The organism is Streptococcus sp. SP8 (genome assembly GCF_030440045.1).
Taxonomy (GTDB): Bacteria; Bacillota; Bacilli; order Lactobacillales; family Streptococcaceae; genus Streptococcus; species Streptococcus parasanguinis_I.
In genome coordinates, this window is the sequence record NZ_JAQFJL010000002.1 from 121,082 (window position 1) to 142,770 (window position 21,689).

At 42.4% G+C, this 21,689-nt stretch carries 16 protein-coding genes and 2 pseudogenes; 1 reads left to right on the top strand and 17 read right to left on the bottom strand.

Translation table 11 applies throughout. The features are described 5' to 3' along the window. Positions 1-189: 189 nt before the first annotated feature. The 5 genes and pseudogenes from trxA to PCY11_RS04080 form a co-directional block, all read right to left on the bottom strand. Positions 190-504, bottom strand: a complete 315-nt coding sequence (trxA, locus tag PCY11_RS04060) for a thioredoxin (protein WP_003002728.1) — start codon at positions 502-504, stop codon at positions 190-192. A gap of 97 nt (positions 505-601) precedes the next feature. Beyond that, positions 602-3,631, bottom strand: coding sequence for a CocE/NonD family hydrolase (locus tag PCY11_RS04065; protein ID WP_070846564.1), 3,030 nt, complete (start codon positions 3,629-3,631; stop codon positions 602-604). 118 nt (positions 3,632-3,749) lie between these two features. Next, the gene (locus PCY11_RS04070; RefSeq protein WP_023918412.1) at positions 3,750-5,735 is read right to left on the bottom strand and encodes a peptide ABC transporter substrate-binding protein; all 1,986 of its coding nucleotides are present in this window, start codon (positions 5,733-5,735) and stop codon (positions 3,750-3,752) included. A gap of 122 nt (positions 5,736-5,857) precedes the next feature. Further along, positions 5,858-6,895: a M42 family metallopeptidase gene (locus tag PCY11_RS04075; RefSeq protein WP_070846565.1), complete on the bottom strand. Its 1,038-nt coding sequence runs from the start codon at positions 6,893-6,895 to the stop codon at positions 5,858-5,860. A gap of 550 nt (positions 6,896-7,445) precedes the next feature. Continuing rightward, a pseudogene (locus tag PCY11_RS04080) lies at positions 7,446-7,700 on the bottom strand (IS3 family transposase); the annotation flags it as partial. A 334-nt stretch (positions 7,701-8,034) separates the two neighbouring features. Here PCY11_RS04080 and gshAB point away from each other — a divergent pair. Further along, complete coding sequence (gene gshAB, locus PCY11_RS04085) at positions 8,035-10,299, top strand: bifunctional glutamate--cysteine ligase GshA/glutathione synthetase GshB (protein ID WP_061590736.1); 2,265 nt, start codon at positions 8,035-8,037, stop codon at positions 10,297-10,299. A gap of 120 nt (positions 10,300-10,419) precedes the next feature. On the opposite strand, the pseudogene PCY11_RS04090 reads toward gshAB, so the two are convergent. From PCY11_RS04090 to PCY11_RS04145, 12 genes and pseudogenes are all read right to left on the bottom strand, one after another. Further along, a pseudogene (locus PCY11_RS04090) lies at positions 10,420-10,794 on the bottom strand (transposase); the annotation flags it as partial. Positions 10,795-11,175: 381 nt separating this feature from the next. Then, positions 11,176-11,415 (bottom strand): hypothetical protein, encoded by a 240-nt coding sequence (locus PCY11_RS04095; protein ID WP_141754482.1) that lies wholly within the window; start codon positions 11,413-11,415, stop codon positions 11,176-11,178. Positions 11,416-11,613: 198 nt separating this feature from the next. Beyond that, positions 11,614-12,036, bottom strand: a complete 423-nt coding sequence (locus tag PCY11_RS04100) for a hypothetical protein (protein WP_049506594.1) — start codon at positions 12,034-12,036, stop codon at positions 11,614-11,616. Positions 12,037-12,168: 132 nt separating this feature from the next. Beyond that, positions 12,169-12,615 carry an NADAR family protein gene (locus PCY11_RS04105; RefSeq protein WP_061590737.1) on the bottom strand — a complete coding sequence of 149 codons (447 nt, stop codon included), beginning with the start codon at positions 12,613-12,615 and terminating at the stop codon, positions 12,169-12,171. Further along, positions 12,602-13,246 (bottom strand): hypothetical protein, encoded by a 645-nt coding sequence (locus PCY11_RS04110; protein ID WP_070846567.1) that lies wholly within the window; start codon positions 13,244-13,246, stop codon positions 12,602-12,604. The genes PCY11_RS04105 and PCY11_RS04110 overlap by 14 nt, the downstream gene beginning before the upstream one ends. Before the next feature lie 149 nt (positions 13,247-13,395). Further along, positions 13,396-13,704: an ABC transporter gene (locus tag PCY11_RS04115; RefSeq protein ID WP_081103057.1), complete on the bottom strand. Its 309-nt coding sequence runs from the start codon at positions 13,702-13,704 to the stop codon at positions 13,396-13,398. Positions 13,705-13,862: 158 nt separating this feature from the next. Then, on the bottom strand, positions 13,863-14,447 hold the full coding sequence (locus PCY11_RS04120) for a DUF1307 domain-containing protein (RefSeq protein WP_003007820.1): 585 nt from the start codon (positions 14,445-14,447) through the stop codon (positions 13,863-13,865). Between the two features lie 127 nt (positions 14,448-14,574). Next, on the bottom strand, positions 14,575-15,573 hold the full coding sequence (galE, locus tag PCY11_RS04125; RefSeq protein ID WP_070675716.1) for a UDP-glucose 4-epimerase GalE: 999 nt from the start codon (positions 15,571-15,573) through the stop codon (positions 14,575-14,577). 63 nt (positions 15,574-15,636) lie between these two features. Next, positions 15,637-17,109 carry a UDP-glucose--hexose-1-phosphate uridylyltransferase gene (gene galT, locus PCY11_RS04130; protein WP_070846568.1) on the bottom strand — a complete coding sequence of 491 codons (1,473 nt, stop codon included), beginning with the start codon at positions 17,107-17,109 and terminating at the stop codon, positions 15,637-15,639. Continuing rightward, a complete protein-coding gene (locus PCY11_RS04135; RefSeq protein WP_070675721.1) occupies positions 17,106-17,765 on the bottom strand; it encodes an HAD family phosphatase in 660 nt (219 codons plus the stop codon). Before PCY11_RS04135 ends, galT begins: the two co-directional genes overlap by 4 nt. Positions 17,766-17,774: 9 nt before the next feature. Then, on the bottom strand, positions 17,775-18,941 hold the full coding sequence (locus PCY11_RS04140; protein ID WP_070675790.1) for a galactokinase: 1,167 nt from the start codon (positions 18,939-18,941) through the stop codon (positions 17,775-17,777). A gap of 251 nt (positions 18,942-19,192) precedes the next feature. Next, positions 19,193-21,604 carry a glycoside hydrolase family 3 N-terminal domain-containing protein gene (locus PCY11_RS04145; RefSeq protein ID WP_070846569.1) on the bottom strand — a complete coding sequence of 804 codons (2,412 nt, stop codon included), beginning with the start codon at positions 21,602-21,604 and terminating at the stop codon, positions 19,193-19,195. Between the last annotated feature and the right edge of the window lie 85 nt (positions 21,605-21,689).

The window sequence follows — 21,689 nt, forward strand, 5'->3', positions numbered from 1 at the left end:
AAATAACTGTATGACGCAGTGGTTGATTGGTATCTTCGTTCGCTTATTAAGCTCCGAAGATACCTAATGAGGGAAACAAAGTTTCCTTTATCCACAACCTTCAACAGTCTCCCAGACTGTTGAAGCTATACGGGGGTGGGAAAACGAACTCTTTTTAACTAGTCGGAGTTCTTTCCCACTCCCTTCTTTTTAGCTCAATTCTGCAATGATTTCTTTCAATTGGGCTTTCGTATGAACTCCAGCCACTTGTTTGACAACTTGTCCATCTTTTTTAAATAGAAGAGTTGGGATCGACATGATACCGAATTGACGTGCTGTATTTGGATTTTCATCTACATCCATCTTACAGATTTTCAAATCATCTTCATGTACTTCTTCTGCCAACTGATCCAAGATCGGAGCTTGCATGCGGCATGGACCACACCAAGTTGCCCAAAAGTCAATCAGGACAAGGCCTTGGCTGGTTTCTTGTTCAAAAGTTGCATCTGTGATTACGTGTGCCATATTTCCTCCTTTTTCAGTAGTGACTACTGATTCTGCATTTCTACTTTTATTTTACACTAAAAGATGCCATTTTAGAAATATTTGCTACGGGGACTCCTTAGGCATCTTCTCTCTTTTTGCGCCAAAAGATGAGGCTAGAAGCTGTTAGACTGATCATACCTAAGAGACCCAGAGCATGGTCTTTGCTGCCTGTTTGAGGAAGGGTATGGTCTACCTGCTCTCCTCCTACTGCAGGAGTCACTTCTTGAGGATCTTCTACAAATCCTTGTGAAACAAATTGAGGTCCATAAGATACAGCTAGTGTAAGATGAGATTGCTCTTGTCTTGCTGATCCTGTTTGCATCTGTTCATCTTTTTCAGGAAGAGTTTGGCTTGGTTGGACAAGGTGTTCTGGAGTTGGAAGCGTATATTCTTCCTTGTAGTGTACTTCTGGAGCGACTAGAGCAGTTCCTTCTATTTCTGGCAATTTCGCATAGTCAGTATCTGTTGCACTTGGTACATAGGATGCCTTTTGAGCGCGGGTCTTTTCGACAATTGGAATCGCCGCCTGGATAGAGTCTGTCTTGAAGGTCACTTCATATGGGTGCTCCACCGTTAAATCTGATGGGTCATAGGTGTTAAAGACTAGAGCTAACTTGTGACCTTTCTTAACCGTATAGAGATTTGGTTGGAGATAAACTGTATAATCATGGTATTCCCCAACTTTTGGCTCAATACTTGCGCGAGAGCTTGCTGAATCGTAGCCAGACTCAGGGTTCGCAAGGTTGATCCAGCCTTTTGCGATCACCTTGTACTTGGTCTTGATGGTTTCGTATTCGGCAACAGATAGGTTGCTTAAATTGCTTCCCATCCAGAAAGCGTCTGCTGTTTTATCTGGCTTGACGCTACCATTTCCTACCACGTCAAAGTCCTCATCTGCCACATCTACCAAGAGGGCGTTGATTTGGAAATTCTTTCCTTGACCCTTGGCAAGAGCTGCCTTGAAATGAACAGGGATGTGGCCCTTGATCGTAGTGTCCTCAGTAACATCAGAAACGAAGGTCAGATTGGCCTTAGAGGAGGCTTTGCTGACAGTTTCATTACGGTTAGCGATCTCAACACCTGCAGCCGCATAATCACTAGAAATGGTTTCTTCTAGACGTTTCGAGCTTGCATTCAAGAAGAGACGTTGACTGCTCTTCCAGTTATCATAGCTGGTCCACTTGCTTGGATCATAGTTGTTTTGAGCTAGGACCGCTGGCAAGCTTTCGACGTGATTGTCCACTCCGTAGAGGTAATGGGTCAGCCAGGTATTGAGCAGGTCATAAAAGTCCTGACCATTGGCGGTGATGCCGTATCCCCGTGACATAGCCGCTGGATAGACGTGATCTCCTTGGTGAAGATAGAGCTTGACATCTTGGCCTGCTTTCTTGAGGGCATCGTACATGAGTTCAAAGTGTTTGGTCTTGACATTGTCATCATTCAAGCCATGGACGATCAGGGCGCTGGTCTTGAGATTTTCCGGATGAAGGGTATAATCCCGCTCCTTCCAGACATCACTGTAGTTACGATCATGGGCGTACTGGTCCTTGTTCAATTGGTTGATGTAGTTGGAATAGTTTTGCCAAATCCCTGCCCAATCGTCTTGATCCAGCATCCGCGTGCTAACGTAGAGGGAGAGCCATGAAAGGTCACTATAAGGTGCATTGCCAAATTGGGTCCCTTGGCTATTGAAATAATCATACCAAGAAGCAATCCCTGCTGCTGGAACGATGGTCTTTAGGCCTTCTACGCCTGTCGCTGCCACACCAAATGTTGTGGTGCCAGCCCAGGATAGACCGGTCATTGCGACATTGCCACTTGCCCAGTCTGCCTTTATTTCGATATTGCTGGTCTTATCGGTGTAGGCTTTGCGTTTGCCATTGACCCATTCGATGATATTCTTGAAGGCATTGATTTCGAGGTCAGACCCTGTCGTGTTAAATCCTTCTGATCCCTTGGTCCCAAGTCCAGCACTCGAGATAAAGGCATAGCCTCTGACCAAGAAATAGTCGTACCAGTTGAGATCTTCGTAGTCATAGATATACTCGTAGGGACTGTAGTAGTACCAATCCGATGCTTTGGCTTTTTTCGCTGCTTCTACTGTTGTCTCACTGCTTACTGGCTGTCTCTTTGCAGGTTGGCTGTGCAGTTTCTTCATGTCGTAGCTACCATCTGTCGGAAGCCCCAGACTTTCAAGGGTCACGTAGTTTTCGTCTAGTGTTCCTGCTACGTAAGGACGCGCTTCCAGAATGGTCGCCGCCTTAAAGTCACCTTGCGCGACTGCCTTTGGTAATTGAACAATGGCTTTGACCAAGTCTGGCTTGCCATCTGCATCGGTGTCGTAGTCCGTTTCGACATAGACTGGGAAGCGGACAATTTGGCTGTCCTCATATTTGTAGTCTTCATCTGCTTTTTCTCCCGTCATATAAGGGAAAATAGGCTGAGCACGACCATTTAAAAAGAGAGGGCTTTTCTTTTCAGCCCGGTAAGCATCATAGAGTTTCTTAGCTGTTTCGTACATCTTGGCCAATTCTGGCTGACTGACCTTACGAGTCAGATCTTCTGATCTTTCAATCAAACCTAAACTCTTGGCAAAGCGTTCCCGATCTGCTTGGCTTTGGCCAAATTGGCTTGGATCCGTTGCTGCCCATTGAAGCAAGCCATTAACAGCATCTTGCACTGTCAACTCTTTAGAGGTCTGATCCGCTGCAAGGGTCGAACCTGTGACTTTTGCCAAATCCTGACTTGTTGCCAGTGCTTCTGAAGTAGGAGTGGATTGAGGTGCAGCTTCCCTGTTTGTTGCCTCTGGAGTTACTACTGGGACCGTAGGCTCACTTTGTCTTGTGTGTTCTTCTGTAGCAGGGTTTGCTTGATTGGCAACTGCTGTCCGATCCAGCGATGCATCATTCAAGTTTGCTGCTTCTTCACTAGTGACAGTACTTGCGTCACTTGTTGTCGGTCTTGCTTCAGTAGATGGAGCATGGACCACTTCTGTCGATGGGGCTAACTCTTCCGTTTGCTCGTCTGCTGCTGCTACTTGATGCAAGACCATCGGTGCGATCAGTAAGCTCGATGCGACAATGGAAACCATTGTTTTCTTTTTCATGTCAATCTCCTCACTTTTTGTAATCAACACTCCTATTATACTATGTAAGCGTTTTTATATCAAACAGATGTTCATCTGATCCAAAAAAAACCGAGGCATCAGCCTCGGTTATCGATCCTTATTTGACGTGTTTCTTAAGATCTTCTTGTGCTTTTTTGTTTGACTCTGCTTGTTCTTTTTGCCATTTTTCAAGGGCTTTGTTGTAGTCAGCAGTTGTCACAGCTTTATCTTGGAGTTTCATCCCTTTGTAGATCACGTGGTCTTTTCCTTTACCACCAGTCCATGCAAATGGAGCTGAGAATGGTTCGATACGTGTCAAGAATGGACGTCCAGTTGATGAAGAAGTTGGCATAACAAGGGCACTATCTGTCAACCAAGCTTGCGCTGCCGCATATTTTTCATAGCGTTTGTTGACGTCTTGTGTTTCTGCACCAGCATCTTTAATCATCTTTTCAAAGTCGTACAGACCAACTTTTTTAGCTGCTTCATTGTTTTCACTTGGGTCAAATCCAAGGAAAGTCTTAGTATTTTCACCAGATGAAGCTTTCAAGATATCCATGTAAGTTGATGGGTCTTGGTAGTCAGGGCTCCATCCAACATTATCAGAGAGATCCCAATCTTCGCCAGCCGCATTTGGTGCAAAGAGGGTCACATTTTGAAGGTCTTCCTTCGAAAGCATTTGGATATCGATGACGATATTTTCTTTACCAAGTGCTTCTTCAACTGATTGTTTGAAGGATTGTACCCGTTGAACTCTTGATGGTGTGGTTTGGTCTACAGGCATATCGATGTGAATTGGGAATTTCACACCTTCTGCTTCCAAGGCAGTCTTCGCTTTTGCAAACTCTTCCTTCGCTTTCTTAGCATCGAAGAGACCATTTTGACCATCGTCTAGTTTAGTAGATTTCCACTCATCTCCGTAGGTATCCAATTGAGTTTTCACCATTTCACCAAAGGTCTTGCCATTAGCTTGGACAAATGTTGGTGGAATGTAGAGGTTACGGATGATCTTGCTTGCTCCGTCTTTTCCGTTCAATTGAGCAGCATACGCTTCACGGTTGAAGGCAAAGCTGATCGCTTGACGGAAGTCCTTGTTCAAGAGAGCTTTCTTAGTAGATTGTTTTTCTTCATCGGTCTTCTTAGCTGTGTGTTTGTAAGATTGACGGTCGATGTTGGTACCAATAACATAAGAAGCAGCATCTTGAGGAGTGTAGGTGATTTCGTCTTTGAATTCTTTGGCTTGCTCTGAGTAACCAGATCCAGTTGGGAAGAGTTTGGCCAAGCTAAGAGCATTTTCACCGAATGATTTAGCCAATTTACTTTGGTCTTGTCCATCGTAGAATTCCAATTTCACATCTGAGATGTAGACCTTGTCTTTATCCCAGTAGTTTTCATTCTTGGTCATTTCGATAGAAGATTTTGAAGTAAAGCTCTTCAAGATGTAAGGACCATTGTAAAGAAGGGAGCTAGTATCACTTGCTTGAGCGAATTTATCCCCTTTTGATTTCACGAATTTTTCGTTGACAGGGAAAGTGATCCCAAGAGTCAATTTAGAGTTCCAGTAAGATTCTGGTTGGTTCAAAGTGATTTGAAGGGTATGATCATCAACTGCTTTTACTCCTACAGCTGAGAAATCTTTATTTTTACCACTGACGTAGTCATTCAAGCCTTTGATAGAATCTTGGATGATGTAGAGCATTTCTGATTTGTTATCAGCCGCATATTTAATCCCTGTGACGAAATCTTTAGCTGTTACATCCGCATACTCTTCGCCTTCTGAATCATACCATTTAGCATCGTCACGAAGTTTATAAGTATAAGTCAAGCCATCTTGCGAAACTGTCCAATCTTTTGCAAGAGATGGAATCAAGTTCCCGTATTTATCATTTTCAAACAAACCATCAATCAAGTTTCCAGTGATATCGTGGGTTGCTGCTTTACCAGATGTGATATAGTTTAGGTTTTCTGGCTCAGTCTCATAAACATATGAGAATTTTTGACCGTTGCTTGAGCTAGATGATTTAGAACCACCCGAACAAGCTGCTAGGATACCTGCTGAAAGGAGGGCAACTCCCGCAAGTGCAATGACATTTCTTTTTTTCATGTAAAACTCCTTAAGAAATTTTAAGTTTATTTTAAGATTATACCACAAAGATTTTCAGAAGAAAAGGAATTTTCAGAAAATTTTAGTTTATAAAAAACTACTCCGGAGAGTAGTTCCAATTTTTAATCTACTAAGTCGCTCTTGAGGTAGGCATCGACCATGCGCTCTGTTGCGACTACAGAATCCAAGTGAGTCCGCTCATATGAGTGGCTAGATTCGATACCTGCTCCGAGGAGGGCATGTTTGACTTCTGCTCCTGCGCTCATGGCTGCAGAGGCATCTGATCCATAGAAAGGATAGATATCCAACTTATAAGGGATTTCTTGAGCTTTTGCCAAGGCTACCAAATGCTGACGGAATTCGTAGTGATACGGTCCAGAAGCGTCTTTGACACAGATGGATACCGTGTATTCATCCGTCGCTTGGTCATCTCCCATAGCCCCCATGTCCACTGCCAAGTATTCGACCACTTCAGCCGGAATACTGGAATTAGCCCCATGCCCCACTTCTTCAAAGACTGAAAAGGCAAAGGTGGTCGTTACTGGCAATTGGATCTGCTCTTCCTTGTACACGCGCAGAAGATTCAAGAGAATCGCCGCACTCACCTTGTCATCTAAGTGACGAGATTTAATAAAGCCAGTATCTGTCACAATGGTCCGGGGATCAAAGCTGACAAAATCACCCACTTCAATACCAAGGGCACGGGTTTTTTTCTCATTGGTCACTTTTTCATCCAGACGGACTTCCATATTGTCCTGGGTCCGCTCGACAGTCCCCGCCTCCTTGTAGACGTGGCAAGAAGTCTGATGGACCAAAATCGTACCCGAATGGGTCTTTCCGGTATTAGCCACATGGACCGTACAATTTTCCCCTTCAATCATATTCCAAGGGAAACCACCGATACGGTCCAGCTTGAGGCGGCCATCTGCTTTCACAGCGCGGACAATAGCCCCCAAGGTATCCACATGGGCTGTGACGTAGCGTTGCTTGTCTGTGATCACACCAGGAATGGTCACATTCACGCCACCCTTAGCAGTCCGAGTTACTTCGTACCCAAAGCCTTCAATGGTTTTGACCAAATAGTCTGCGATCTCACGTGTAAAACCGGTCGGTGAAGGAATGGCTGTCAATTCCTGTAAATAAGTCACTGTCTGATTCATAATGCCTCCAAATATGTTTTTCTTTATTCTAGCATGAAATAGTTGGAATAGCTAGAGGAGAGGTTACAGAGTGGAGTTTTTCAACTCTTCCCGTACTTGCATTAGGAGAAAGCCAGAGTTCTATTTATATTTTCAACACATTTTGGGAGAGATTCATCTAGTGCACCTAAAATAAAAAAAGAAACTTGTCCACAACTAACGGTGTCTAAACAAGTTCCACGCAGGCTATTTCAATGGTGATACATAATTATCAGGATAAAATATGATGTAATTTTTGACAATATCTGTTAGACTATCTTCAGTTATGTTTCTCCACTTATGGAGATAGAAGGTTTCAGACTTGAGAACAGAGTGAAACCATTCGATACAGCCATTATCTGCTATTTCGCCTCTTTTCTGAGAATTCTTACACTCCTGTTTCCAGCGATAAAGGTGGAGCGTTTGACGCCGAAACATTCTAAAATAATAGATACAGCGCACGTTTTCTTATACTCTTCTACTAGCTTGATAAGACTTACTTTGTCGATTCTCTTATCAAGCTCTGATACTTTTTTAGTAATTCTACCTGCAAACGTAACTGTTCCACTTCAGATAACTGTTTCATCCCATTACCATAAGTATATTGTTTCCCCACGGGTTGGTGGAAACGGTACAATTCATCATTCTGATACCATCGCAACCAGTTCTTGGCCTGACTAGCATTTTTGATACTGAGGGTATCCATGATAACTTTATTTGATTTGCCTGCCTTCTTCATTTCGATACAGGCTAACTTAGTTTCTACCGAATATGCTTTTTTGACCATAACAAAACACTCCTGTTTCTAGTTTACCAGATTTCAACAGGAGTGTTTTCTTGTGTCTCATTTTATGGGTGCAGTGCCGACCCTAGGGATTCTTTCGTTCTCATATATACGTCATTAGTATAGGCTAATTTGATTTAAATTCCAAGAGAAATAACATTTTACATAAAAATCAGTGGGTATTTTACAATTTTTCCATATAATATAGCTAAAAAACAACTGGTTTTAAGAATTCTTATCTGAAACATTCGGAAATTCCCCTTAACCGTAGCGGAAAGTTGTTTTCTTCTCCTATTTATAATAGACTATCACTAACATTAGATGAAAAGGTGACTCTATGACTATAAATCAACTGCTTCAAAAGCTGGAGCCTACTAGCCCTATCCTTCAAGCTAACTTTGGAATTGAACGCGAAAGTCTTCGTGTCGATAGACAGGGAAAATTAGCACATACGCCTCACCCTTCCTGCCTAGGAGCTCGAAGTTTCCACCCTTATATTCAAACAGATTTTTGTGAGTTTCAGATGGAACTCATCACACCAGTTGCTAAATCTACCACTGAGGCTCGTCGATTTCTTGGAGCCATTACCGATGTAGCTGGACGTTCCATCAGTAAAGATGAACTTCTCTGGCCCTTGTCCATGCCTCCTCGTATCAACGCCCAAGAAATCCAAGTTGCCCAACTGGAAAATGAATTTGAACGCTATTATCGTAACTACCTGGCCGAAAAATACGGAACTAAACTACAAGCTATCTCAGGTATCCACTATAATATGGAACTAGGGAAAGATTTGGTTGAAGCCCTATTCCAAGAAAGTGACCAGATTGATATAATTGCTTTCAAAAACGCCCTCTATCTTAAGCTGGCTCAGAACTATTTGCGCTATCGTTGGGTGATTACCTATCTCTTTGGTGCTGCACCTGTTGCTGAGCAAGGCTTCTTCGACCAAGAAGTGCCAGAACTCGTGCGTTCCTTCCGAAACAGCGACCATGGTTATGTCAATAAGGAAGAAATACAAGTATCTTTTGCAAGCCTAGAAGACTATGTCTCTGCCATCGAAAACTATATCGAACAAGGTGATTTGATTGCGGAAAAGGAATTTTACTCGGCTGTTCGTTTCCGTGGACAAAAGGTTAATCGCTCCTTCCTTGACAAGGGAATCACCTACCTAGAATTCCGTAACTTCGACCTCAACCCCTTTGAGCGTATCGGTATTAGCCAAACTACCATGGATACCGTACACCTACTCCTTCTAGCCTTCCTCTGGCTGGATGCCCCTGAAAATGTTGATCAGGCTCTGGCTCAAGGTCACGCGCTGAATGAAAAAATTGCCCTCTCTCATCCTTTAGAACCTCTACCTTCTGAAGCTGAAACTCAGAACATTACGACAGCTCTAGACCAACTGGTGCAACATTTTGGGCTTGGTGACTATCATCAAGGTCTGGTCAAACAAGTTAAAGATGCCTTTGCAGATTCCAGTCAGACACTAGCTGCTCAACTTCTTCCTCATATCAAAGACAAGTCCCTTTCTGACTTTGCCCTTGACAAGGCGCTTGCCTATCATGATTACGACTGGACTGCCCACTATGCCCTTAAGGGTTATGAGGAGATGGAACTTTCTACCCAGATGCTGCTCTTTGATGCCATTCAAAAAGGGCTTCATTTTGAAATCCTAGATGAGCAGGATCAATTCCTTAAACTCTGGCATAAAGATCATGTTGAGTACGTCAAAAATGGTAACATGACCTCAAAAGACAACTATGTAGTTCCTCTTGCCATGGCTAATAAAACCGTGACCAAAAAAATCCTGGCTGATGCTGGCTTCCCTGTCCCTGCCGGCGACGAATTTACCAGTCTAGAACAAGGTCTAGCCTACTATCCTCTTATCAAGGGCAAGCAAATTGTGGTTAAACCAAAATCAACCAACTTCGGGCTGGGCATTTCCATTTTCCAAGAGCCTGCCAGCCTTGATAACTATAAGAAAGCTCTCGAGATTGCCTTTGCAGAAGATACAGCTGTTCTTGTTGAAGAATTTATCCCAGGAACCGAATACCGTTTCTTCATTCTGGACGGGCGTTGTGAGTCTGTCCTCCTTCGTGTCGCTGCTAATGTTGTCGGTGATGGCAAACACACCATTCGTGAATTAGTCGCTCAGAAAAATGCCAATCCATTGCGAGGCCGTGACCACCGCTCACCTCTGGAAATCATTAAGCTAGGAGACATCGAACAATTGATGTTGACTCAGCAAGGTTATGCACCTGATGATATTCTCCCAGAAGGGAAAAAGGTCAATCTCCGCCGTAACTCCAACATCTCTACGGGTGGTGACTCTATTGATGTCACTGAGACAATAGATTCCTCTTACCAAGAATTGGCAGCAGCTATGGCAACTAGCATGGGGGCCTGGGCTTGCGGGGTTGACCTCATCATTCCAGATAAAACTCAGCCTGCTAGCAAGGAAAAACCTCATTGCACTTGTATCGAGCTCAACTTCAATCCCGCTATGTATATTCACACCTATTGTGCTGAAGGTCCTGGACAAGCTATCACTCCAAAAATCCTAGACAAGCTTTTTCCAGAAGTTGCCACAAGTCAAACCTAAAACCTCATTCTTAGGAACAAACAAATCACCTTTATCTCGATGATATGATACCTCTTAAGTAGACAAGGTAAATACCTAAAATCTACGACTCTTTGTCAACTGTAGTGGGTTGAAGAAAAGCTAAGCTCGAGAAAGGACAAATTTCGTCCTTTCTTTTTTGATATTCAGAGCGATGAAAATTCGCTTCTTGAAGTTTTCAAAGTTCCGAAAACCAAAGGCGTTGCGTTTGATAAGTTTGATGAGATTATTAGTCGCTTCCAATTTTGCGTTGGAATAGGATAACTGAAGGGCATTGATGATTTTCCCTTTGTCCTTTAGAAATGTTTTAAAGACAGTCTGAAAAAGAGAATGAACCTTCTTTATATTGTCTTCAATGAGTCCAAAAAATTTCTCTGGTTCCTTATTCTGAAAGTGAAAAAGCAAGAGCTGATAGAGATTATAGTGGTATTTCAAGTCTTCTGAATAGCTCAAAAGCTTGTCTAGGATTTCTTTATTGCCTAAATTGTCAAATTAAGTTAGACTTTTCAAGTAACTCAGAAAAACTTGGTAGGGTGATTGAAATAGTTCTAATGGTAATTCATAGACTACCCTCCGTTCAGCTATTCCCCCTTCATCTGTAACAAAAAAATATTTCTCATGATGTCGCCAAATATGTTGTCCATAACCTTTTATTTCCTCAAACTTACTAACTTCTTCCCAGCCTAGTTTACTATATTTCATGAACATTATCCGCTCTTTGTATTAATATTTGGTGATCATCAATACTGATAGGGCACAAAAATTTTGTCTGTAATAATTCTTTAAATAATTGTATCTCTATACTTTTATCATAACATATTCTTAGGTTCATTATCTAATCAATTAATCTATTGTCCATCAATTTTCTTTTTTTAACTCTTTCTCTAATTGTTTTAAGACTACTAAAATTTCGCTTTTATAATCCATAGTTTCATCTATAAATCTTCTTGCTAAACTAAAAAAATTAATGTCACCGATATTTTCTCCTCTTCTTATACACTTAGTTAAGTTATATATATCCTGTATAATTCCCGGGTATAACTTTTGACTTGGATATTCTAAGTCAATTAAATCTTGTAATTTGTCTGTATATTTCATATATTTATTTTTCATAGTTCAAAACATCAACTTGGTACAATTCCTATATTCACTATCCAGTCTAATGGCCATTGATTTGGTAATAATGGAATTCTGTCAATATTTTGGACACATTTTCGGAGCGATTCATTTAGTCCACTTAAAGTAAAAACAGGAACTTGCTTACAACTAATAGTGTATAAACAAATTCCTTACAAGCTATTTCAATGGTGATACATAATCATCTGGAAGTTTACCTCTCCAGTCAATCCACATTTGCTCAGCAATCGGAATTAATCTTTTTAGCTCTTCCTGAGTAAATAATTCTCTAGTTTCAGGTATATCAATTAATGATGTGGGACTCTCTTCTATGAAACGTTTCTCACTAGCCCTCTTTTCTTCTTCCGTCGGTGGCCAAGAATCATGCTTAATCTTCCAAGATATTTCGAGTAGTGATCTCTCTCCACTATCTAATAGAGAGAATAATTCTTGGGGTAAATCATAGACTGCTAACCAAGAAGCCACAGTTCCCTCTTCTAAAACTAAATAATATTTGTCCTCATTTTTCCAGATTGACTTCCCGTATCCTTCTACTTCTTCAAACTGGATAACATCTTCCCATTCTAATTTACTATGTTCCATGTATGCTCTCCGCTCTTTGTACTAATATCTTTCATTACACATTCAGGAATATCTCCTGTTGATCATTGTAACTATCTAGTTGACTGTTATACCAAACCCAGACTGTTAAATGGAATAACTAGAGGAGAGATCTTACAGGATAGAGTTTTTCAACTCTTCCCGCACTTGCATTAAGAGAAGGCCTAGTTTGTTCTTCCCAGTGCCATCTCCCCCATCAGCCCAGTAGGCGTCGTTTCGCGTATGTTCGATGATGTTGGCATCTCCTGTCGCCAGCAATTCCCTTACGATTTCTGGATTTTGGCTAAATTTCATCCGAAGAGCCTGGAGCATTACCTCATCTTTGACCTCTTCCCAATCTGATCTCAAGGGATTTTGACGATTGCGTCCCTCCAAAGCAGCATCCATTGGAGATGCTATCTGACGAATTTTCTCTTGAATTTGGGGTACTAAAAACTTTTGTGCTTGAAAATAATGCTCTGATGTTGGCCAGATTCTGCTACCATCTGAAAAAGGGTAGGGAGCAAAATTGGACATAAAACCATACTCATCATTTACTTTATAAAATTTAATTTCTTTCACCTTTATCCTCGATTCCAAAATCTCCCAATGATTTTTGCTTTTCTTTTAATAACTGTGTCACATAATCAGGCTCTACCTTGAGGAATAGCTTCAAGGTATCATGAATTCGCCAATAATTATCCTCAGGTTTGTCCATAATAGTTGAAAGGAAGTGTTTCAGGTATGGGATGTATTCCGTATAATGTTCCTCGCTAACCAGTCGATATATTTTTGAAATATCATAATATCCAGTCTCAGCCTGTTCGATGATTTTACAAACATAAGGATAAATTCCCCCTCTAGCTATCTTCTCTTCGCCCAAATCATACCGGCTCGCCCAATAATTTACGATATCATATAGAAAAATCCGATTGGTATCATCATAACCATACAGACGATGCGAAATCATCCCTTCTAATTGCCCTTGACTGAACATCTGAGTCAAGACATCAAAGCCTTCTCTAATTCCCCAAATGGTCAACAATCGAGAGGCTTGATAACGTAAATAGTCATCATCACTGTCCAATAATGAAGTCAACTTTTGAATCGTTTCTTCAGGAACATCCTCTAGATCAACATCTTCCAATATATCAGCATAATCAACCCCTTCAGGGACTTTATAAAATAAATTTTCAAATTCTTTATTGTTCATCACTTCTCCATTATTTAAAACTCCGAGCCGTCACTCAAAAACTTACAATAATTACCCAAATATTTAACAAACCGGAGTATCAATATCTTAGATCATCAATCGAGTTCTAATTTTAATGACTTTACATAATTCGATAATATCAGCAAAGGTTACCGTTCCAATAAATAATTAGCAATAATCATTGTTAATTCAGCAATAGTCTCGTTTGTCTGTTTTCTTATTTCAATATCATTATTCCAATAGTAAATGTCAGATAATCCCCCATGTGGTGGAAAAAGGGCTTGATAAATTGTCAATTTATCTCTTAAACTCATTTCTTTATTAGTATTTACATATTCTTTCAAAATATGTAGCTCATCTACTTGTGGACCAATATTTTTAATATTATATTTGTCAATGATAGACAACAAATGATCGATCGCTTCTAAAAAAGTCTCTTTCATACTACTGTTCATCATTAGAAAAACCTCATTAACTAATGCTATTTTTTCATACTACAGTTAAGTTAAATTTCTTTAAACTCACTTTTGTTTAAATCCTATTCTACCAAAATATGCCCATGAATTCATACCAAAACAAAAAAAAGAGCAGCAAACTGAGCTGCTCTCCATTTGGTTTATTTTTCGACCATTCCGCCCTTGATAAGACTGTCTTTCGTTACTGAATAACTGACTGTTTTGTCATCTAGGGGATTAAAGCCTGGGACGATTTCTTTTAATTTATTAAAATCGATTTTTGTGTAATCAATGGTATTGCGGATATAAAAGATTCCGTCTTTGTATTCTGATGTTAGTTCAAATCCATGGCCCATCAGATCTTTGAATTTTTCTTGGCTCTTGGCCACGGCTTCTTTCATGGTTTCAAGAGGGTTCTCACCAGGCACTTTTGAGACGTCGTAATCATCAACTTTTTCTTGTAATAACAAGGTATCTCCCTTGTAATACAAGGTGATAGTTGACTTACCTGCTTCATCACTCGTTTCGAGAACGGTTTTTTGTGCACCTGCTAGTGCATCTTCTTTTTTGCTTTCATCAGTTGATGACTCTTTTGTCTTTTCTTTAGCGGATGATTTGCTTGTTGCTTTACTGGTCGCCTTAGTAGACGATGGACTAGTAGATTTTGTACTCTCTTTTTGTGCGCAACCAGCTAAAAGAAGACCTGCTGTCAAGAAGACGGCTAACATTTTTGTGGTTTTATTCATTTTGAATACCTCACTTTTTATGATGGTTAAGGAAATGACTGACGTTTGAAACGAGTCATTTAGCAAGATCAACTGTCATTTTAAATGTTATTAGAAAAGTCTCAAAAATGATGTCCGCAGTCCCTCCTTATCGATCATTGTAGCCATCTGGGTGGCTGGAATGCCAAGCCCAGGCTGTTTGGATAATGGTTTCGATATTGTCAAATTTAGGTTGCCAACCGAGGATGGCACGCGCCTTCTCAGAGGATGCGATCAGGGTATCTGGATCTCCTGGTCTGCGATCGGCCAGCTCAAGTGGGATCGGATGTCCTGTCACCTTGCGGGCTGCTTCAACGATTTGAAGATTGGAGAATCCTGTCGATGAGCCCAGATTAAAGGCAGTGGATGGGTTGCCATTTCGGAGATATTCCACTGCTAAAAGATGGGCATCTGCCAAGTCAAATGGATGGACGTAGTCCCGAACATTGGTGCCATCTGGTGTCTGGTAGTCATCTCCAAAAATAGAGATCTTCTCGCGTTTGCCTTGGGCCACTTGCAAGACGATTGGCAGGAGATGGGTCTCTGGTCCATGGTCTTCTCCGATGGATCCATCTGGCTTAGCACCTGCTACATTAAAGTAACGAAGGGGCACATACTTGATCCCGTAGGCTTGATCAGCCCAGCGCATAATGGTTTCCATCATGAGCTTGCTTTCCCCGTATGGATTGATTGGTTTTTGTGGAGTGGTTTCAAGAATCGGAATTTCTTCTGGAATGCCGTAAGTGGCAGCAGTTGAAGAAAAGACGATGTAGTGCCCCCCACATTCATGCATGACTTCCAAGAGTTTGACCATGCCTGCTGTATTGTTGTCAAAATATTTTAATGGATCTGCCATGGACTCAGCGACCAGTGAATAGGCCGCAAAGTGGATGACCGCATCGATATCTGCGTGTTCTTTAAACACAGTGCGCATAAAGTCTTTGTCCGCCAGGTCTCCTTGGTAAAAGACGGCATCTGGATGCACCGCTGCACGGTGGCCTGTGACCAGACTATCGACCACGACGACTTTTTCCTGTCCTTCATTGACCAAACGGTCCACCATGTGGGAACCGATGTAACCAGCTCCTCCGAGTACGAGTATTGCCATTTGTTTTCCTTTCGCTTCTTATCTTCTATCTTATTGTACCAAATTTCTGCCGCTTCTCCACACTTAAAGTGTCACAACAAAGCGCCTAAAGGCAGCTTGTCCTTCTGCCGTTCGCTTGTAGACTCCAGCATCTTCCAGCACGCGCGCAAAGATCTGGCCAACCGATTCACGGACAAGGGCTTCTGCCTCTGCTCCATCTGTGATGGCTGGGTTAGTGGCTTTCAAATCATCTGCCCAAGGCTGGTGGTAGGTTGCCACTGTACTCTCACGTCCAATCAAATAGTCTTGAACCTGCTTGAGCTCTTCCTTGAGGCGAGGTGGCAAAATGGCCAAGCCCATGACTTCGATCAGGCCGATATTTTCTTTTTTGATGTGTTGCACATCCGCATGTGGGTGATAAATGCCATCGGGATGCTCTGGTGAGGTTTGGTTGTCACGGAGCACCAAGTCCAATTCATAATGCCCATCACGAATCCGTGCAATGGGGGTAATGGTATGGTGGGGCTGACCGTCGGATGCCGCTAAGACCTGAACAGCTGGATCCGAGTAGCCTCGCCAGGCTGTTAGGATATGGTCTGCCAGGGCAATCAATTGCGCCTTGTCATCTGAATTCAAACGAAGAACTGACATGGGCCAGTTGACAATTCCTACCGATACAGCCTCAAATCCCTTAATGGTAAAGCTTTCCTCCACAGGAGCCAGCTCCATAGGGAAGGTGTGGCGTCCGCCTTGGTAATGGTCATGAGTCAGGATGGATCCCCCTACAATGGGCAGGTCTGCATTGGAGCCCGCAAAATAGCCTGGAAAAGTCTCGACAATGGTCAAGAGTCGCTCAAAGGTCTTGCGACTAATGGCCATGGGAACATGCTGGCTATCGAGGAAAATGCAGTGTTCATTGAAGTAGGCATAAGGGGAATACTGAAAGCCCCAGTCATGACCGTCCATGTCAAAACGGATAATCCGATGATTGGCCCGGGCTGGATGGTCTAGGCGACCTTGATAGCCTTCATTTTCAAAGCACAATTGGCAGGCTGGATAATGACTGGCTTTGGCAAGCTTGGCCGCTGCAATGTCTTTAGGATCTTTTTCAGGTTTTGACAGATTGATGGTGATTTCAAGAGAACCGTAGGGAGTTTGTGTCTCAAAGGCAATATTTTGCGCAATGGCTTTGACCTTGATGTAATCATTGCGCTTAGAGAGGGCATAGAAATCCGCAATCGCGTCTTCCTTGGACTGACGGTAGGTCTCCCAAAAGCGATGGTTGACTTGACTAGGACTAGGGGTGATCCAATCCATCAACTCCGCACCCAAACTGTCTTTTGCGGCCATACTATCCTGGATCTTGCTATTTGCAACAGCGATCTCTACCAGCTGATCTTTAAGTGCGATCAACTCTTCTTTTTGGACTGGTCCGTCTAGCCCTTCTTCTCCAACGCGACTCATGATGCGATTTTTTAGATAAATCCGATCCATCTCTTCGTAGTCACTCGCCGCTATGACGGCTGTGACAAATGCATCCAAAATTCCCTGATTCATTGATTCTCCTTCTTACGTTTTAAATAGTCTCTGACAGCATCCAAATCCTGGAAAACTTGTTCTGCTTTAGTTAAGAAAGACTGTGCTGGTACTTTTAAATCTGGAACACATATGACTGGGATTCCAGCCCGATAGGCTGCTTCAATCCCTGCCTCACTATCCTCTAGTACTAAGCAATTCTCTGGTAAAGCATTCAAATCACTACAAGCCTTTAAAAATATATCTGGGTAAGGTTTACTTCGTTTGACATCTTTTGCAAAAACTAGATGATCAAATAGGGACAGGATCCCATTGCTATCCAAGATCATTCTAGCCCGAGATTCAACACTTGAAGTTGCTAAGGCGATTGGAATGCCCTCTGTTTTCAAAAAAGTAAGTAAATTCTTAGCACCTTTTTTTAAATGAACACCTTGGGCTAAGATTTTAGCTTCCAGTTCATAGACTTTAGCCAAGGTTTGGTCAAAGTTCCAAGGTAAATCATAGGTATCCAAAAACCGTTGAACATTCTCCTCTTCCCTATGTCCACTGTAGTCTCTAGAATAAGTTTCTTCTGTGAAAGGAATTCCAAAATCTCTAAGCAATTCTTGATAAACTTTTAGAGAAATGATTTCAGTATCGGCTAATAAGCCATCTAAATCAAATATTACAGCTTCCATTATTATCACCTAGTCTAAAACTCGTGTCCCTGCCGCAACTTCTGCAATATAAAAGCTAGGCGCATAACCAACGACTTCTTCATAGCGTTTGCCGACAGCTTCTTTAAATGCTTCAACCTTATCTTTGTTTACGAGGGCAATGGCACAACCACCAAAGCCTGCTCCAGTCATACGAGCACCCAAGACGCCTTCTTGTTCCCAGGCTGTATGCACCAAGGTATCTAATTCTAGACCAGTCACTTCGTAGTCATGCTCCAAGGATACGTGGGAAGCATTCATGAGACGGCCAAAGCCTTCCAAATCACCTGCTTCAAGTGCCTTACGAGCTTGGAGGGTCCGTTGGTTTTCAAGTACAGCATGACGAGCCCGTTTGATGCGATTTTCATCCTTGATCAAGTAGCTGTAGGCATCAAAAGACCAGAGATCCAATTCCCCTAAGGTTTGGATATCCAATTTTTCTTGGAGTTCAGAGACGGCGGTTTCACATTCTGAACGACGTTCATTGTATTTTGAATCCGCTAATTCCCGGCGTTTGTTGGTATTCATGATGACTACGACATTGTCTTTGAGGTCCAGCGGTACCAAATCATACTCTAGGGTGTTGGTATCGAGATAAATAGCCCGTTGGTCGGCTCCCATACCGATGGCAAATTGGTCCATGATCCCAGAGTTGACTCCGATGAAGTGATTTTCAGTTTGTTTGCCGATCTTGACCAGATCTAGACGATCTAACTGAAGATCATATAGTTTCTCAGCGATAACGCCAATCAAGAGCTCAAGCGAAGCTGAAGAAGAAAGACCGGATCCATTTGGAATATTGCCGTAGACATAGACGTCCATTCCGCTATCAATAACATGACCCGCTTCTTGCAAGAAATGGAGCACGCCTTTTGGATAGTTGGTCCAGTTGTGCTCTTTTTCAAAGTGGAGATTATCCAGTGGGACTTCAATGATCCCCTTGTCTTCAAAGTTTCCTGAGAAGAAACGCAAGACCTTATCCTCACGCTTTCTTGCCGCTCCGTAGGTACCAAGTGTGATAGCCGCTGGGAAGACATGGCCACCATTATAGTCAGTATGTTCACCAATCAGATTAATCCGTCCTGGTGAGAAGAAAGTGTGGTCAGCCTTTTCCCCAAAGACAGCCTGGAATTTTGCTTGTAAATCTTGAGATGTGATTGTTGTCGTCATGAGAAACTCCTTTAGTTTTGTAAACGTTTTTATACTTGTATTATATCTGATCAGAAGTAAAAGTTCAAGTGTTTTTAGTAAAATTTTATTTAATTTTTATTTTATATTTAAAAAGCCTACAATATAGGTTTTAAACCATATATTATTTCCAACTAAATTGGTATCGTTCGAGTTAATATTAGTAAAACTTTACTAAAAAATCTCAATTGGGAAATCACCCAATTGAGATTCTTAATTCATTAGTTTTTCTTTCTTGGATAGACAAAAGATCCAAGGAAGGTTAAGAGGCTGACACCCATAAGGGAGAGGAGGTTCCCTGTTTGACCGGTTTTTGGCAATACCGATGATGCAGGACTGGCTGAAACACTTGCAGGAACCTGAGCAGTGTCATGTGATACAGAAACCGGAGTGACTTGTGGACCATCAAGAGGGCTCACCTTTTCTTGCTTGCTAACAAGAACCTGTGTTCCAGTGTGACCAACCTCTACTGGTTGTGTCTGATGGGTTGGATCTTGAACTGGTGAAGTTGGATCTTGGGTTTCTGGTGTTGGCAATGGTGCAGGTGCTGGATAGAAGAGACCATGACCAATACGGTAGGCGTACTCTGTTTCCGACATTTTTCCGTCTACAATTTTTGGAATATCAACCGGTAAGGTACCTAGATGTTCTTTGCCATTGAAGATGACTTCCACTCCTGCAGGAATATTAGGACCAAATGCATTGTCTGGTTTGAGGGATTCCGTTGGATCCATTCCCTTATTTCCATAGACTGCCAAAATGGCTTTGGCTGCTGGATAGTTGGCTACATCATAAGGTTTAGAGATAGAAAGGACAGCTGCCTTCTTATGGTTGGTATTGGCATAATTGACGATCTCTGTTGGGATCTTGGTCCGCCAGAAATCTTTATCCAGTTGCCCTTCATAACCGATCTCTGAAATGACTACGATGTGAGTCGCTTTTTCAAGATCTTCTTTTAGACTATCCAGAGTAGATTCTTTAGTGAAGTTCTTGGCCACAAAGGAGGTGTCTTTTGGAAGCACTCCGTCAGCAATTAAGCGACGCATACCCAAATCGAGTCCAGGAACTTCGTTTTCAAAAGCTCCTAAGAGTAAGACATGGTCCCCTGTTTGCACCTTAAATGGCAAGGTATTGTCTTCATTTTTTACAACCGTCACCGCTGCTGCTGCAATCTTACGTTCCAAGTCACGGTTGAGACTAGATCCGACTGCTTCTTCTGCTTTTTCAGCTGTCCGAGCACTTGGATCAAAATTTAGGACCCCACGTTTTTCTTTGAGAGTCAGGATCCGACGAACCGACTCATTTAAGCGCTCTTCTGAAATGTCACCGGTTTTCACGGCATCTACCACTGCATCGACAATGGTATCAATCTTGCTCAAATCGGCTTTACTGCGAAGGGTCGTTGGCATCAAGACTAGGTCAACTCCTGCTTTGATGGCCATTTTCACAGCTTCCACCTCACCGAAGTTCTTGGCAATGGCATCCATTCCCATGGCATCGGAGACAATCACGCCCTTATAGCCGTATTTCTTCCTTACCAAGCCCGTTAAAATATCATCTGAAAGTGTCGCTGGAACATAGATTTTCTCACCCGTTTCTTTTGACACAACCTGATCTTTTTCAATCTGTGGGTATTGGATATGGGCTGTCATCAAGAGGTCTACCCCTTCATCCATAGCTTTTTTGAATGGAAGGAGCTCCAATTTTTCAAGTTCGGCAAGAGATTTATCCACCAATGGGAGACCTGTATGGGAATCGACCGCTGTATCCCCGTGGCCTGGGAAGTGCTTGGCCGCTACAGCGACATTGTAGTCTTGAATCCCTTTCATCATTGGAATTCCTAAGTAAGCAACCCGGTTTGGATCAGATGAGAAAGAACGTAGACCAATGACAGGGTTTTGTGGATTGTTATTGGTATCCAATACAGGTGCGAAATCAACATTCAAACCAAGAGCAGAAAGTTCTCGACCAATAATTTGTCCAGCTTCGGTCGCTAACTTGGGATCATTGGTCGCTCCGATGGCCATATTGCCCGGAAGGGCTGTCCCTGTGCCCAAGCGGTAGACAATGCCCCCTTCTTGGTCGATGGCTAACAAGAGAGGAATCTTCCCGTTATTGGCCTTGTTTTCAATCGCTGCCTTTTGCATATCTTGGGTCAGAGCTAGGGTCTGCTTGGTTTCTTTGACGTTTTCAGCAAAAAGAATGACGCCTCCAAAATCATATTTATCAATCGCATCTGCTACTTCAGCATTGACCTTGGTGAGATCCTGTGGCGACTCCTGACCTGCCTCCTGCCACTTACGGAAGTCCGGCATGATCATTTGCGTAACCTTTTGCTTGAGAGGCATATCTTCAAGCAGTTTTTCCACTTGGGGAGAGGCCGTCTCCGTTGTTGTTTCCGTTGGGGAGGTTGTAGGGGTTACTGCACGGTCTGTTGAAGTTGGCGTTTCGGCCACTTCTCCCTGATTTTCTGTGGTGGTTTCTGGCGTTGGAGAAGCCACCACCTCTTCTACTGTTGCTGCCGGTTCATTGGCTTGATCCGACGCTTGAGCTGTGTCTGCTTTTGCTGTTTGGACGGACAATAGAGCAAAAGCCGCTAATAGGGCCGCAGATGGATACATGATTTTTTTCATAAAGCGACCTCCTTTCTTTCAATAGATATTGTACCATTGTTTTATAGTTTTGTAAACGGTTGCAATATCTGAAATAAAAAATAGG

Excerpts from the sequence above, each read along its gene's own strand:
- PCY11_RS04120 (WP_003007820.1), bottom strand. The coding sequence starts at position 14,447 with ATGAATAAAACCACAAAAATGTTAGCCGTCTTCTTGACAGCAGGTCTT.
- PCY11_RS04115 (WP_081103057.1), bottom strand. The coding sequence starts at position 13,704 with ATGATGAACAGTAGTATGAAAGAGACTTTTTTAGAAGCGATCGATCAT.
- PCY11_RS04110 (WP_070846567.1), bottom strand. The coding sequence starts at position 13,246 with ATGAACAATAAAGAATTTGAAAATTTATTTTATAAAGTCCCTGAAGGG.
- PCY11_RS04145 (WP_070846569.1), bottom strand. The coding sequence starts at position 21,604 with ATGAAAAAAATCATGTATCCATCTGCGGCCCTATTAGCGGCTTTTGCT.
- trxA (WP_003002728.1), bottom strand. The coding sequence starts at position 504 with ATGGCACACGTAATCACAGATGCAACTTTTGAACAAGAAACCAGCCAA.
- gshAB (WP_061590736.1), top strand. The coding sequence starts at position 8,035 with ATGACTATAAATCAACTGCTTCAAAAGCTGGAGCCTACTAGCCCTATC.
- galE (WP_070675716.1), bottom strand. The coding sequence starts at position 15,573 with ATGGCAATACTCGTACTCGGAGGAGCTGGTTACATCGGTTCCCACATG.
- PCY11_RS04100 (WP_049506594.1), bottom strand. The coding sequence starts at position 12,036 with ATGGAACATAGTAAATTAGAATGGGAAGATGTTATCCAGTTTGAAGAA.
- PCY11_RS04135 (WP_070675721.1), bottom strand. The coding sequence starts at position 17,765 with ATGGAAGCTGTAATATTTGATTTAGATGGCTTATTAGCCGATACTGAA.
- PCY11_RS04095 (WP_141754482.1), bottom strand. The coding sequence starts at position 11,415 with ATGAAATATACAGACAAATTACAAGATTTAATTGACTTAGAATATCCA.
- PCY11_RS04070 (WP_023918412.1), bottom strand. The coding sequence starts at position 5,735 with ATGAAAAAAAGAAATGTCATTGCACTTGCGGGAGTTGCCCTCCTTTCA.
- PCY11_RS04075 (WP_070846565.1), bottom strand. The coding sequence starts at position 6,895 with ATGAATCAGACAGTGACTTATTTACAGGAATTGACAGCCATTCCTTCA.
- galT (WP_070846568.1), bottom strand. The coding sequence starts at position 17,109 with ATGAATCAGGGAATTTTGGATGCATTTGTCACAGCCGTCATAGCGGCG.
- PCY11_RS04065 (WP_070846564.1), bottom strand. The coding sequence starts at position 3,631 with ATGAAAAAGAAAACAATGGTTTCCATTGTCGCATCGAGCTTACTGATC.